We start from the raw sequence: 14202 nt of genomic DNA, 5'->3' as shown, positions 1-14202 counted from the left end.
GCCCTCCTGGGCCGTTCGGCCCAGGAGGGCACTGGGATGTGTTCAGGGTTCGAGCAGGAGCCCGAGGACGTGAGCGAACTCTGCCGGCTCGGCGCTTGCGCCGAGGTGGTTGCCGGGCATGTCGATCAGAGGTAGCTCCAGAAGTTCAGCGAGTGCTTGGGTCGCCCGGCGCGCCATCTGGTGATGGCTCAGCGAGCCAGCGCACAGCGTCACCGAAACGCGACGGATGGCCTCGACGTCGGGGACGTAGAAGACCGTGGGGCCGGCCATCCGCCCCAGGAAGTAGCGGTTCTTGTCGAGTTCCTCGACCGGTAGCTCGGGTAGCGCCATATGGGCGGGAGGCGTCTGATCTGGTCCTGTGTGGTGGGCAGCGCCGCTGAGGTCAAAGAACTCTTGCACTGCCCGCTGAGGATCAGCCTCTGCAGCTTTGAACGCTGCTGCGGCTCGGCCAGCCAGGTCTGCGTCATCCAGGAGGGACACAAGGGGCGGCTCATGCAAGACGGCCCGGCCGACCACGTCAGGATGCTGCTTGCCCAGCTCCAGCAGCGTCACGGCACCACCGCTGGTACCGACGAACAGGGCGGGCCCTCCGGTGAACCTGTCGACAAGTGCAGCAAGGTCCTCGGCAAGGACCTCGGGCGTGGGCGCGGCCATCCCTGGGACCGCACGGCTGGCACCGATACCACGCGGATCGTGGGTGATGACGGTAAACCGGCCTGCAAGCTCATGCGCCAGCGCTGCGAAACCGGCCCGCCCAGCCGGCGCCCCGACGAGGAACAGCAGTGGCCCCTCACCCTGGACACCGAAGGCAATCGTGCAGTCTGGTCGGTCGAGAAGGTCCACCGAACTCGTGATCCGATCACTGAAGTCCGCGATCTTCCGAGTGATCACGTCGAGCGCACGGTCCAGCTCCTCGCGCCTATCGCGGACGCGACGGCGATGAGCCGTCAGCAACTCCACTCGGAGCCTGGCCGGATCAGCCACCTTGTCGTCAGCGCCTGTGAACTGCGCGATATCGGCCAGTGGCATCCCCGTCTCACGGAGATGAACCAGCATGCGGATCAGCTCGACGTCGGCCGTCGTGTATTGGCGACGCCCCGCACTGTCGCGCCGTGGAGACGGTACAACCCCCTGACGTTCGAAGTACCGCAACGTGTCGGGCTCCAGACCGATCCACGCCGAGACCTCCGCGATACCAAACAGCTCATCTGCCTCACTCATGCCTCAAGCCTCGCCCCTGAACCTTGGTACAGGTCAAGCGATCGTCAGCCGACCGCGGCTTCGACAAACTCAATCAACCTGTCCGGTCAGCACAACTAGTCGCCAAGCGGCACAGGTCGCCACTCGCGGTCGCGTGCTGTCGCGTACTGGTGGATTCCCTCGATCGTGATGGGAGTCCTGTGGGTGAGGAGGAGCCTCAGCGGCGGGGAGTTTCTCGGAGAGTTGCGCATTCTGTCGCCCGCGGTCTTCATGAGCCCTTGGACTTCCTGAAGGTGCGCGTAGACCGGGGCGAGCGCGATCAAGGCGCCGCTGTCGGTCCCCTTCAAGATCCGGTGGGCGATGGCGGTCGCTGCGACGTAGGCCCTGGCGTCGGCAGATGGGCTGGCCAGCGCGTGGAAGTGGTGGAACTTTCCCGCTCCCCCGTTCCGGCGGCTCCTGCGCTCTTCTCTGTCCAAGGCATCTTGCTCAAGGATTTCGGCGTGTTCGTCGCTGAGAGCGAGGTTCCGGGCTGCCGGCCAGGTCAGGGTGATCAGGCCTGCGACGGTGTGCAGGTCGATGAAGTACTGATTGGTGTCGACCATCCACCCGACGCTGCCCACTTCTCGGGGGCCGTCGGGGCAAAGAAATCCGATCAGATCCTGCTGCAGTGCGAGTGCTGTCTCCAGGAAGTCCTTGCTGCAGTCAGGCGCCGGGGCTTGATCGTGGCGAGCGCCGCAGATGGGGGCGTTGAGGCGCTCCGGTCGCCCTTCGGTGACGACACGGCATTGGTTGGGATGAAGATCCTCGTTCTTGATCCTGGGGATGAGTGAGAAGCCCTGGACCTCCATGCCGAGGTGACCGCACTTGGCGCAGTTGTGGCGCAGAAGGCAGCGGTGGAGGGGGCAGGCGAAGACCGGCGGGAGCCGCCAGAGGCGTTTCCAGCTGCCTCCGTGTGCGCGTTCGATGTCGGAGTCGCCGGTCAGACAGTGGGGGCAGAACCGTGACCAGCGCCGGAACACGTCATGGTTGCCGTGGAGGATCCGTCCCCGGGGCCGGCGTATCAGCGTTGCATCGAGCGGTCCGTAGCGGGCGCCGAACGGGGCGAGAAAGAGGTTGGCGACCTCGTCCTCACCGAGTCGAGTGGTGCGTACGAACTCAGCCGACTGCTCAGGCGTTTGAAGATACTGCTGACTGATGGAGAGATGTTCGGTCAGCCCGGTCCGGTGGCTGCTCAGCCCGGTGTGACGGACGATCGTGCCGGGGCTGACGTTGTTGTGGTGGGCCAGGCGGAGAAGAAAGCCGACGAGGCTTTCATCCGGTAGCGGGGCGAGGCTGCGGGGCAGAGGCCGGAGCGGAGACATGGGACAGCCGTCACTTTCCCGCGGCCTTGTTGTCGAAGACGGTGTTGCGGGGTTTCTGGCGGCGCTTCGGAGCGGGCTTCGCAGGGACGAGGGGGACCTCGCCGGCCTGCGGGTCGCGGTCGAGAAGGTTGCCGAGGTTGATGGTGATCTCGTCGAGGAGAGGGACGGTCAGCTCCTCTTGGCCGGTCTCCATGGCGCGGGTGCAGCCGTCCTGGACGAGTCGCCGCAGCAGACCGACGATGCCTCCGGTGCGGCGGAAGAGGTATTCGGGCATGTCGCCGTCGGTGAGCATGCCGTCCCGGGCCCCGAGGAGGCGGAGTTGTTCCTCGGTGCCGGCCAGGTGCTCGATCCAGGCGTTGATCTCTGTGGGGGTGTCGTAGGTGAACGGGTCGAGGTCGACCAGGTCGAAGCGGCGTTCGGTCTGGGTGGCGGCCTGGTCGCTGCGGCCACGCCGGGCGCCGGGCAGATTCCACTGGCCCGTGCGGGGGTCGGGCCGGGGATGTCGACGCCGATGAGGATGACGGTGGCGTTGAACGACATCAGGTCGCGGATGAGGTCGAGGGTGTCCTGGTCGTCCTCACGGTGCATCTTCAACCGGGTGATGTCGTCCAGGATCAGTACGGTGGTGTTGTGGTCGTGCAGGGAGGCTCGGACGCCGCGGATCAGGCCGCGGAGAGTCTTGGCGTAGGGGGCGCCGTAGAAGTCGAGGATCGCCTCGCAGAGCCCTTTCGGGGTGGCCTTGACCGGGGTCTGGCAGTAGGCGACGGGGACGAACAGGTCCCGGGTCCCCTCGATCGCGTTGGGGTTGAGCTGCTGGTGGAGGTCGCGCCAGAAGTCTTCGAAGGCCGCTGCGGCCTCGCATGCTGTCTCGGTCTTGCCCTGGTAGCCGCCCCCGCTGATCATCAGGCCGTCGCGGGTGCCGGGGGTGAAGTTCAGTGCGTTGTTCTGGATGCGGGATCTCATCAGCGTGGTGACCCGGCGGCTCATCGGGGTCTCCTGCAGCCCGAGGTTGACGTGCGAGGCGGTGCGGTGCAGATCGTGCAGGGCCCGGCGGCGAGTGGGCAGGGCCTGGTATTGGTCCGGGCTCAGCCGGGGAGCCGGGATGAAGGCGTTGCGGGTCGTGCGCCAGCGCTGCCATCCCTCGAAGCTGAGCCGGTCCGGTGGTGGTCCGGCCCGCAGGAACGAGACGATGCCCGCCTCGCCGTCACCGCTCGTGGCGCGGTCGTCCATGGCTCACGCTCCCTCATCCGGCGGGTCGGATTGGGTGTGGTCGGTGTCGTCTTCGGGCAGCAGGAACAGGTTGCCGGTGCGGTAACTCGCTCCCAGCCGCGCGGGTTTGGTGGGACGTCTTGTCACCGCCTCCTCGCGGCGGTGCCGGCGCTCGGTGTCCAGGCCGGAGACGGCTTGCTCGACGCGCTGCGGTATGGGGGTGACCGGTGGGACTGGGGCCGGGGCAGCTGCCCGGTCCTCGGCGGCGGCCCGGGCCTGGGTCTCGTCCCGGGCGTGGTTGATGCGTTCCGAGCGGGTGGTGGCCGTCTTCCAGCTGCTGACCGGGACCCGGGCGGCGAGGATCTCCAGCAGCAGGGGCAGCAGTTCGGCATCCGTGCGGGGCCGCATGTCTGCCTCGCGTGCGGCTGCCAGTAGCTCGGAGACCCGTCGGTCGCCGAACGCGGGGACCGTACCGACCGGGGGCAATCCGGTCCAGCGCAGTTCGTGCCAGTTGTGGGTGAGGGGGTCCTGGAAGAACACGGTGCGGCGGTCGCGCGGTTCGCGGTGGACGCACCAGCGGCCCTTGAACTTCCCGCCCCGGGCCGAGCGCTCGTTCAGGTAGGGCTCAAGCGCGTCGCCGTAATACCAAAGGCCCCTGATCTTCACTCCGCGCTCCCGCAGCACGGAGATGGGATGGGACGGCAGCAGCTCGTAGTAGAGGTCCGGCTGCGGCAGCCGCAGCCCCAGACCGGTCTGCTCCCGCGAACAGGGTGTTGGGGCTGTGGCTACCGCCGACGTCCCAGGCCGGGGCGTACTCGCCCAGGTGCCTCCGCTGCCAGATCCCCACGATCCAGGTGGCGACAAGGTGTTCCATTTCTTCCAGCGTCAGCACCTCCTCGTCCTCGGGGGCGGCCCCGCGGTCGGCGGCGTCAACGCCGGTGTAGCCGGGCAGGTGCTCGAACAGCATCGTCCTGATCGCACCGAAGGCCCGCTCGACGGCGTGCTTGTCCGGAGGCCGCAGGGCCCGGGCCGGAAGGATGTTGCAGCCCAGCTTCCGCTCGACCTCCACCAGGTGGTGGTTGCGGTAGACAGACCCGTGGTCGGTGGTGACTGTCTCCGGGCTGAAGAACGGCAGCCCGGCCACCGGATGGCCAGCGAACTCGGCCACCAGCGCGGACGGCAGCCCCGGATACGGCCACTCCATCTCCGGTCCCCACTCCGGCCGCATCGGCAGTGGCAGCATGACGTCACGCAGCATCATCGCCGCGTCCACCGCGGTGTCCGACACCAGCGTGAGCCGGAAAGCACAGAGCGAATGGGTGAACACATCCAGCGCGAGGGTCAGGTGGGCCCTGACCGGCTCGCCGAAGACACCTTCGCGGACCATCGCCGGCAGCACCGTGGTGTCCAGCGCGACCACCTGCCCGGGACGGTCGACCAGCACATGCCCGGACCGTACCGGCAGATCAGCCGCCCCCAGGTTGCGCGGCCGTGACCCGCTGGGGCCAAACCACTCGTGCCAGACCTGCCGCAGCGTGTTGTATGACGGGACGTGAAGGTCGGGCCCGTAGGTCTCGCGTACGTATTGATGGATCAGGCGGGTGCGGGTGGCCATCCCGACCCGGGACCGGCCCTGGAGTTCGGCGTGGACCGCGAAGATCGCCTCCCGGATCTCCGGGCCGATACTCGGGCGGCGCCCGCCTGGCCGCAGCCACCGGTCATCGGCGCATCCGATCAGCCCGGACCGCTCACGGCCACGCTCCCAGCGGATCAGCGTGCGGTAACCGACCCGGTCCAGTCCCAGCAGCTGGGCCTCCTGCCGGTCCATCGCTGCCAGCTCGGCGACCTTGGCCCACCGTCGCTCGGTCAGCGTGGTGGTGGCCGGGTCGTAACACGGCCTCGGTTCTCCCGGCCTGGGATCCTCCGGATTTCCGCTACGGAACCCGGTGCCCACCTCCAGCAGATGGGCCATTCGCAGCCGGACCAACTCCAGCTTCCCCGGCGGAAGATCGGCCACGGACGCGGGCTGCCGCCCGCGGTCCGGGCCGTCGGCCGCTGTGCGTGAGGACGGCCGACAAGTCGGATGGTTGACGAGGAACCGGAAGGTCAAGTGCTGGCGGGCTCCCGCCGGATCGCGTACCACGACCCGTCCCAGATGGGGCTCATGCCGTTCGACAGTCCACTCCACCCCGTCCAGGACAAGCCCGGCCCCCGGAGCGAGATCAAGCGCCAGCGGAGGATTCACAGGGTCTCGCCTGCGGGCTCGACCAACGAGCGGTCACTCAGCGGGACAGAAAGATCGATACCGAGCGAACGGTGCCAGAGCTGGTGCAGCAGCTCTGCCCGAGCCAGCGCCGGAACCGTGGAGGTAGCCACGAGTTCCCCGAACGTCACCCGGGACCGAGCCCGTTCCAGGAGATCCGCCCGCAGCCCGAGTGGATCGGGCAGCGGGCGGCGCTGGCAGGACAAAGCGTCCAGCCCGGTGAAGACGTGTCGCCTCCAGCCTGCGGCCACTACGTATTCCCAGCCGCAGGCCAGTGCCATCTCAAAGGCGGCGGCGAACGACTCGACGTCCTTCGCGCGCACCCGGTCGAGCGGTCGGACATCGATCAGGCACACCCCGGCCCGGGACAGCACCAAGAAGTCCGGAACATGGACACGCGGCCCGCCGCCGGTCCGGAACTGCAGCTTCAAGGGCTGCGGGACCACCTCCCGCACCTGGCCGGCGAAGTCCAGCGCGAGCAGTACCTTCGCTTCCTCCAGACTCTCGAAGCCGTGATGCCGTCCTGTGCTGACCATGTACTGAAGCCCAGGCCGATGACGCTGCCGCCGATGCCACGAGAACCAGCGAACCGGCCCGACCCCAGGAAGCTGATCCTGGGCAAGGTCCCGGACCGGCACGATCAGTTCGCCGCCTCCGAGGTTCAAGGTGACCGCCCAGCGACGAGTCCAGCCATCCGCGAGATCCAGATCCTGACGTCCAGAGACAGCCGACGCCCGTAGCAGCAAGTCGTCCCAGCGGCAGCGGTGCGACCACACCGCCCCCGCCTCAGGGGCTGCCGCAGGCAGCAGTCCGTACTCATCGGCCATGCCTTCAAGCAAACGCACGCCCACGGCGCCCACACCAGCGCGCTTCGAAATTGGTGACAACCCGACTGCGAACACGAACCTTGTGACAAGTAGCCCGAACATTTGGTGACAACCATCGCTGCGAACGTGACCGAGAAGGCAAGGTCAGATCTCTCGCTCGGTGACAGCTATCGCTGCGAGTCACACCGCCTCGGTGCGACTTCCGGCCCTAAGGAGCGAGCCGAGCCGAGCCGAGCCGAAGGAGCGAACAGGGCAACCGCGCAGGTCAGCATCCCACCGCAGGCCAGGCGCAGCGCGACAGGACAGCCGGGCCGTGTCACATTCCAGAGGGCCGTGTCGTCGTACTTGCCGAGACGAACACGCCGGCCGGCGAGCAGGAACCCCGCGGCCACCGGGCGATCGCGCCTTGCCTGCATCCGGGCCACGCTCAGCCCTCTCGGGCCGCCCAACAACTTACGGAGGAACCGATGAGTGACTTTCAGTCCATCGCGGATCGCGTCGAGATCGAGGCGCTGCGCGGAGAGTTCACCGACGCGGTGATGATGCGCGACTACGACCGTATCGCTCTGCTGTTCACACCGGACGGCGCGCTGCGCATGCCCAACATTCCCGTTGAACTCGAAGGCCGGGAGGCGATCCGTGCCTGGGGCAGGCGGGTGCCGGATTTTGTGGATTTCCTCGTACAGAACACGCACCCGGGCGTGATCCGGCTTGACGGCGACACCGCTTCCGGCCGCGCGTATATGTCAGAGATCGGGCGTGGCCGCGACGGCCGCGGAGGGTTCAACTACGCCATTTACCACGACCGTTACCAGCGCACCGGCGCCGACTGGAAGTTCGCCGAGCGCGTCTACGAGGTCCGGTACGAAGACTCCTCACCGCTGGCCGGCTCGCCGCCCCGCCCGGTTGAGGATGCATGACCAGCCCACCGCGAAGGCCAGATCAGCGGACTCCCCCGGCCGCCCCGTACACGGGTCCGGGATTCGGGATTCGGGATTCGGGAGAGGCTTCAGGCGGGCAGGGAGGCGAGCCAGTCGGTCAGGAGCCGGTTGATCTCGGCGGGGTTCTCCTGCTGGATCCAGTGGCCGCAGCCGTCGAGGATCCGGGAGGAGACCAGGCCGGGCAGGGTGGTGGGGTACGCCTTGATCGCATCGGCCATCCACATCGTGGAGGCGTCCAGGCCGCCACCGATGAACAGGGACGGCTGAGTGAGGGGCGCGCCGTCGAAGTCGGCGAGATCCTCCCAGTCCCGGTCCATGTTCCGGTAGCGGTTGAGCGCCCCGCTCATGCCGGTCCGCTCGAACTCCCCGGCATAGACGTCCAGTTCGTCCTCGCTGAGCCAGCCGGGCAGCCGGCCGGCGGGGAAACGGTCGCGCATCCTTCCGCCCCGGCCGACGAAGTGCGGGTCGGGCGCGTCGGACGCGGGCATGGTGTCGGGGGACAGGGCGGCGTAGATGCCTGCGAGCCAGCCGCGCACGTCGGGCTCGATCTCGGCCTCGGCCCGGCCGGGCTCCTGGAAGTAGGAGACGTAGAACTCGTCGTCCCCGCCCAACCGCGTGAAGACCTCACTGGGCCGCGGCCCGCCGCGCGGGGCGTACGGAACACTGAGCATCCCCACCGCGCGGAAGACGTCCGGCCTGACCAGGGCGGAGTTGGCAGCGATGGGCGACCCCCAGTCATGGCCGACGATCACCGCGGATTCTTCGCCCAGGGCGTGCACCACGGCGGCGTTGTCCTCCACCAGCTCCAGCATCCGGTACGCCTCGGGGTCGCCGGGCCTGGAGGAACGGCCGTACCCGCGGACATCGATCGCGACCGCGCGGTACCCGGCCGCGGCCAGGGCCGGCAGCTGGTGGCGCCAGGAGTACCAGGACTCCGGGAAACCGTGAACGAGCAGCACCAGCGGCCCGGTGCCCTGCTCCGCCAAGTGGATCCGGCCCGCGGGTGAGGACACCAGCCGGTGCGTGACTTCCATGGCCTGCGACATGAATCCTCCAGGGTTCTCGACCTGCCGTACGCCAAGATCGGTACCCCATCATGCGCGTGACGGCGCGGACGGTACGAGTCTTGTTGCCGGTTCGGCAAAGCGGTTCCGGGTTCACGTACCAGCAGGGCGGCAGCGACCGTCCGGTCGACGCCCTGTTCACCGCCCTGTTCATCTACGGACGCCGACGAGATCGCCGCTCGGATGCCGCACCCGTTCTGTGACGTGATGGGTACCGACGTGCGGCCCGCACACCGCTAGCGTCGGTCCCATGATCGTATGGCTCAACGGCACTCACGGCGCAGGCAAGACGACGACCAGCGCACTCGTACAGCCGCTCCTCCCGGATTCACGGGTGTTCGACGCCGAGAAGGTCGGCGAGACGCTCATGGACATCACGCCCGGACTGCCGTGGGCGGACAACTTCCAGCACTGGCCGCCGTGGCGGCAGCTGGTCGTCGAGACCGCCCGCCGCGTACTCGACTACACCGGCGGCATCCTGGTGATGCCCATGACTGTCCTGGTCGAGCAGTACTGGCGCGAGATCAGCACGGGCCTCGCCCAACATGCCATCCCAGTACGGCACTTCGTCCTCCACGCCGACCAGGACACCCTGCGTGGGCGCATCGCGGGCGACACTGTGGTCGGCCCCAACTCCACGTTCCGTCTCCAGTACCTTGAGCCCTACGCCGAGGCGGCCCGCACATGGCTGCACGGCGAGGCCGAGGTCGTCGACACCACGCACCTCACGCCCGCCCAGGCCGCCCGGCAGATCGCGGAGTCCGTCAAGAGCTGAGGGGCTCGGTACGCCCGCCCTCCGGCACGGCGGCATGCGCGCCGGTTGACCTTCACCTTGGGGGAGGCCGCAGCATCGGTGGGGCCGGGCGATGTGCTCGGCACGAGGAGGAGCGGGCATGGGGTTTCTGACCATCGGGACGTTCGCGAAGGCGTCCCGCCTGTCGCCGAAGGCACTGCGTCTCTACGACGAGCTCGGCCTGCTGACCCCCGCTCGCGTCGACCCGGTGACCGGCTACCGCCTCTACGCACCGGAACAAGTGGATCAGGCCCGGCTGGTCGCCTGGCTCCGGCGCCTGGGAATGCCGCTGGCCCGCATCCAGCGCATCTGCACGCTGGAGGCAGGCCCGGCGGCCCAGGAGATCCGCGCGTTCTGGGCTCAGGTCGAAGCCGGCACCGCCGCACGGCGGGACCTGGCCGCCTTCCTCATCGACCACCTGTCCTGGAAGGACCCCGTCATGTCCCCGACTACGAAGCCCCTGGAAATCCGTTACGCCGCTCGGTCCGACACCGGCCTCGTCCGCACGAGCAACCAGGACACCGCCTACGCCGGACCCCGCCTGCTCGCCGTCGCCGACGGCTGCGGCAGCCAAGGAGCTCACGCCAGCGCAGCCGCCGTCGACGCGCTCAAGCACCTCGAAACCGACAGCGTCCCGGCAGGCAATCTCCTCAACGTCCTGGAAGACGCGATCGAACAGGCCGAACAGGCCGTGCACGGCGTCGGCGGGACCGGCTCCTCCTCCGAAGAGGCCGGGACCACGCTCACCGCGATGCTCTGGACGGGATCACAACTCGCCCTCGTCCACATCGGCGACTCCCGCGTCTACCTCCTGCGCGACGGAGAGCTGTTCCAGATCACCCACGACCACACCATGGTCCAGTCGATGGTCGACGAAGGACGCCTCAGCCCGGAAGAAGCCGCCTCCCACCCGCAGCGGTCGCTGCTGATACGTGCTCTGGGCCAAGGAGCCGATGGCACCCCCGACATGCGCCTGCACGACGTCGAGCGGGGAGACCGGTACCTGCTCTGCTCCGACGGCCTGTCGACCGTCGTGCCGACCGAAGAGATCCACCGGGTGATCTCCGAGACCAGGGAGCCCGAGCAGGCAGTCCACGAACTCATCGCCCGCGCCAACGGCTCCGGCGGCCCCGACAACGTCAGCTGCGTGGTCGCCGACGTCATGGAGCTCCAGCAGTAGCAGCGAGTGACACGCACTTCGGGTCGCACCGGAGCTGGTCCCTGCCGCAGGTGATCTGGTGTCCGGCATGGTCACCCAGGTGCGGCCGCCGCGTCGAGATGCGATGGGATGGGATGGGATGAACGCGTACCACCGGGCGGCCTTGGCCCTCTGTGGTCCGGGCAGGCTGCCGCCGCATCGTCACACAGGAGACGCCAGCGCATGAATACGTCATCATCTACCCCTGGTACGGGCCGAACTGACGGGTCGTCCGTCCGGATCGGCGCTCTCGTTCCGTTGACTCGGCCCGGGTGGGGCGAGGCAGGCCGGCACTTGCTCGCCGGGCTCCAGCTGGGCGTTCGCGAAGTCAATGACGCCGGCGGGATCGGCGGAAGGCCACTGGAACTGGTGGTCCGGGACACCGCTGCCGATCCGCAGAAGGCCGCGGCGGCCGTGGATGAATTGGCCCGTCTGGGTGTGGCTGCCGTGGCTGGGGAGTATCACAGCGTCGTCGCTCGCGCCGCTGCCGCCAGGGCCGATGCCCTCGGGCTGCCGTTCCTCTGCTCGTCAGCGGTTCTCGACGCGCTCACCGAACAGCCGACGGAATGGGTCGCTCGCATCGCCCCGGCGCAGTCCCACGGCTGGCAGATCTACGCGGACTTCCTCCTCGGCGCCGGCCACAGCCGCATCGCCGTAGCAGCCCAGCCGAGTGTCTACTGGGCGTCCGGGGCCCGCATTCTGCGGGACTGCCTCGCTCCACGCGGCGGCACCGTCACCGAACTCGACATGGGCGCGCTCACCCCCGCGGCCGTGTGCGACGCACTCGTCGACCAGCGAGCGACAGCCCTCCTTCTGCTGGTCGGCCACCCGGAACCCGCCGTGTCGATCGTCCGGTCCGTCCGCCGCGACCAGCGCCTCTCCGGGATCATGATCGGCGCTCCGGCCGGGCAACCGGAGTTCGCGGAATGGGCGACGTCGCTGGGCGACGACGGGGCCGCGATCCCGTTCTTGCGTTACCTGCCCGAGCGTCTCGGCCCACTCGGTGCACGAGTCGATACGGTCCTCCGCGAACAGCTGGGCGAAGCGCCCTCCTTCGTCGCCTTCGAGGGCTACGACACGGTCACCGTCCTCGCCGATGTGCTGCGTTCGCACGGCGTGGACCGGGCGCGTACTGCCGAAGCCTGGTCGCACGTTGCGGTCGAAGGGACCCGCGGGCAGATCCAGTTCTCCCGTACGCCAGGCATCAGCGTGTGGCAGTGGGCTTGGGCGCCGGTCCAGGTCGTTGATCGGGATCCGGCGGAACCCGGGCGTTTTCGGGTCCTTCACGCCGATTGAGCACACGCGGAGGTTCGACTGCTGCGGAGCGGAAGGGCCAGGCGCGCGGGCGCGGTGAGGTTACGGACGCGGTGAGGTTACGGACGGGGTGAGGTTACGGACGGGATGAGGTTACGGACGGGGCTACGGCTTCACGCGAGTTCCTCCGAAGCCGAAGCCGAAGCCGGGTCCGGGGCCGGGTCCGGGGCCGGGGCCGGGGCCGGGGCCATGGACGCGCGAGGGGAAGCCGTAGCGTGCCGTGCGAGTGCCCACACGGCCAGCGCAGCGACGGCGTACGCAGCGCCGAGCAGGCAGGACGCCCACCACCCTGCGGAGGTGTACGCCCATGTCGTGGTGGTGGCGCCGAGGGCGGAGCCGAGTGAGTAGAAGGCCATGTAGGCGCCGATGACGCTGCTGGAGCGTTCGGGGTGCGCGGCGGTGAGCAGGTGCTGATTGCTCACGTGCACGGCCTGGACCGCGAAGTCGAGCAGTACGACGCCCGCGATGAGCAGCCACAGCGTCGGTGTCGTCTGTGCGGTGAGCGTCCAGGACGCGGCCAGCAGCGCCAGCGACCAGCCGGTGACGGTCCGGGCGCGCCCCGCGTCGGCCCAGACTCCCGCGCGAGAGGCGGCCACGGCGCCGACGAGGCCGGCCAGGCCGAACAGTCCGATGGCCGTCGTACCGAAATGCCAGGGCGCGGCCCCCAACGGCAGGGCCAGCCCGCTCCACAGGGTGCCGAAGGACGCGAACAGGAAGAACGCGATCAGCCCGCGGCTGAGAAAGAGCCGGTCGGTGACGACGAGACGTCCCGCGGCGGCGAGGGCGTCCCGGTAGCGGGCACCCGCCGGTCGGACGTCGGGGTCGAGGGTTACGTGCGCGACCAGGGCGAGAGCGACGCAGAGGACGGCGAGTACGGCGTAGACGGCCCGCCAGCCGATGCTGTCTCCCAGCACGCCCGCGAGCACGCGGACGCCGAGGATCCCGAGCACTACCCCCGAGGTGACGGTGCCGATGTTGCGGCCGCGCTCGCCTTCCGGCGAGGTGGCCGCGACGTAGGCGACCGTGATCTGCACCACCACCGCGAACAGGCCCGCAACCGCCAGACCGGCCCCGGCGATCACTCCGCTGGGCGCGAGACATGTGATCGTCGCACCTGCGCCGGTGAGAATCAGGTGCCCGACGATCAGCGTGCGCCGGTTGAGGACATCCCCGAGCGGCACCAGCAGCACGAGCCCGGCGAAATAACCGAGTTGGCCGGCCGCGACCAGCCAACCCAGCGTTGACTCGGCCATCCCGAGGTCGTTGCCCGCAGCCTCCAGCACCGGCTGGATCGCGTAGATCGCGGACACCGCCACCGCGCACACCGACGCCAGGACGAAACGCTGACCGCTTGTGATCGTCGTCGTCGACGACATCCCCGCCCACCCCCGTTGATTCGATTGGTTGCGATGTGAAACCGATTCGAGCGTAGGGCATAATGGTTTTGATCTGCAACTCATTCGGGAGGAGTCCGATGACGGACGCGGTGCCGACCGACCAGAAGTGGACCGATCCGATGTGCCCGGTCGCGCGCACGGTTGATCTCGTGGGCGACCGGTGGAGCCTGCTCATCGTCCGTGACGCCATGGACGGCGCCGCGTCGTTCACCGACTTCCTGAGCCGCCTCGGCGTCGCCCGCAACATCCTCAGCGACCGGCTGCGGAAGCTCACCGCGCACGGCATCCTCGCCACGAGCACACCCCCCGGAGCCAAGCGGCACACATACCAACTCACCGACGCCGGGCGTGAGTTGTTCACGGTCATCGTCGCGCTCAGGCAGTGGGGGGAACACCACGCCTTCGCTCGCGGCGAGGACCACTCCGTCCTGACCGACCGCGACGGGCGGGAAGTGCCCCGCTTCCACGTTCTGGACCGGAGCGGCCGGCCTGTCACGGCAACGACGTCACACGTGCGCAAGGCCGGCCGGCAGCCCGGCTAGACCACCCCGGCCGCGATTGAGGCCGGGCCGTTGGCCGCGCCGTTGGCCGTGTCAGCCGTCGTGTCAGGCGCGTGACAGGGCGGTGACAGCCCA

14 protein-coding genes are annotated in these 14202 nt (G+C 68.8%); 5 read left to right on the top strand and 9 right to left on the bottom strand.

Annotated elements, in window-relative coordinates; translation table 11 throughout:
- Window positions 1–42: 42 nt before the first annotated feature.
- From OG210_RS16090 to OG210_RS16060, 7 genes are all read right to left on the bottom strand, one after another.
- Window positions 43–1221 carry an alpha/beta fold hydrolase gene (locus OG210_RS16090; protein WP_371537220.1) on the bottom strand — a complete coding sequence of 393 codons (1179 nt, stop codon included), beginning with the start codon at window positions 1219–1221 and terminating at the stop codon, window positions 43–45.
- A 95-nt stretch (window positions 1222–1316) separates the two neighbouring features.
- Window positions 1317–2561: a TniQ family protein gene (locus OG210_RS16085; RefSeq protein WP_371537217.1), complete on the bottom strand. Its 1245-nt coding sequence runs from the start codon at window positions 2559–2561 to the stop codon at window positions 1317–1319.
- Window positions 2562–2571: 10 nt separating this feature from the next.
- Entirely contained in the window at window positions 2572–2754 is a 183-nt protein-coding gene (locus OG210_RS16080) for a hypothetical protein (RefSeq protein WP_371537215.1), read from the bottom strand.
- Window positions 2730–3791, bottom strand: coding sequence for an AAA family ATPase (locus OG210_RS16075; RefSeq protein WP_371537211.1), 1062 nt, complete (start codon window positions 3789–3791; stop codon window positions 2730–2732). Before OG210_RS16075 ends, OG210_RS16080 begins: the two co-directional genes overlap by 25 nt.
- 3 nt (window positions 3792–3794) lie before the next feature.
- Window positions 3795–4436: a hypothetical protein gene (locus tag OG210_RS16070; RefSeq protein WP_371537208.1), complete on the bottom strand. Its 642-nt coding sequence runs from the start codon at window positions 4434–4436 to the stop codon at window positions 3795–3797.
- Window positions 4396–5787, bottom strand: a complete 1392-nt coding sequence (locus OG210_RS16065; protein ID WP_371537204.1) for a hypothetical protein — start codon at window positions 5785–5787, stop codon at window positions 4396–4398. Before OG210_RS16065 ends, OG210_RS16070 begins: the two co-directional genes overlap by 41 nt.
- Window positions 5788–6011: 224 nt before the next feature.
- The gene (locus tag OG210_RS16060) at window positions 6012–6860 is read right to left on the bottom strand and encodes a TnsA-like heteromeric transposase endonuclease subunit (protein ID WP_371537201.1); all 849 of its coding nucleotides are present in this window, start codon (window positions 6858–6860) and stop codon (window positions 6012–6014) included.
- Between the two features lie 467 nt (window positions 6861–7327).
- On the opposite strand from OG210_RS16060, the gene OG210_RS16055 reads away from it, so the two are divergent.
- Entirely contained in the window at window positions 7328–7780 is a 453-nt protein-coding gene (locus OG210_RS16055) for a nuclear transport factor 2 family protein (RefSeq protein ID WP_328328416.1), read from the top strand.
- Window positions 7781–7869: 89 nt separating this feature from the next.
- Here OG210_RS16055 and OG210_RS16050 read toward each other — a convergent pair whose 3' ends face one another.
- Complete coding sequence (locus OG210_RS16050) at window positions 7870–8847, bottom strand: alpha/beta hydrolase (protein ID WP_328328418.1); 978 nt, start codon at window positions 8845–8847, stop codon at window positions 7870–7872.
- A gap of 268 nt (window positions 8848–9115) precedes the next feature.
- Between OG210_RS16050 and OG210_RS16045 the strand changes: the two genes are divergently transcribed.
- The 3 genes from OG210_RS16045 (at window position 9116) to OG210_RS16035 (ending at window position 12152) form a co-directional block, all read left to right on the top strand.
- Window positions 9116–9640, top strand: a complete 525-nt coding sequence (locus OG210_RS16045; RefSeq protein WP_328328420.1) for an ATP-binding protein — start codon at window positions 9116–9118, stop codon at window positions 9638–9640.
- Window positions 9641–9758: 118 nt separating this feature from the next.
- Window positions 9759–10838, top strand: coding sequence for a MerR family transcriptional regulator (locus tag OG210_RS16040; RefSeq protein ID WP_371537197.1), 1080 nt, complete (start codon window positions 9759–9761; stop codon window positions 10836–10838).
- 201 nt (window positions 10839–11039) lie between these two features.
- Window positions 11040–12152 (top strand): ABC transporter substrate-binding protein, encoded by a 1113-nt coding sequence (locus OG210_RS16035; protein ID WP_328328424.1) that lies wholly within the window; start codon window positions 11040–11042, stop codon window positions 12150–12152.
- 131 nt (window positions 12153–12283) lie between these two features.
- Here the strand turns inward: OG210_RS16035 and OG210_RS16030 are convergent, their stop codons facing one another.
- A complete protein-coding gene (locus OG210_RS16030) occupies window positions 12284–13546 on the bottom strand; it encodes an MFS transporter (protein ID WP_371537193.1) in 1263 nt (420 codons plus the stop codon).
- A 98-nt stretch (window positions 13547–13644) separates the two neighbouring features.
- On the opposite strand from OG210_RS16030, the gene OG210_RS16025 reads away from it, so the two are divergent.
- Window positions 13645–14109, top strand: a complete 465-nt coding sequence (locus OG210_RS16025; protein WP_328328426.1) for a helix-turn-helix domain-containing protein — start codon at window positions 13645–13647, stop codon at window positions 14107–14109.
- Window positions 14110–14202 lie beyond the last annotated feature (93 nt).

Origin of the sequence: Streptomyces sp. NBC_00466 (assembly GCF_041433995.1) — a bacterium.
Classification (GTDB): Bacteria; Actinomycetota; Actinomycetes; order Streptomycetales; family Streptomycetaceae; genus Streptomyces.
This window is presented reverse-complemented; position numbering and strand designations above follow the sequence as displayed.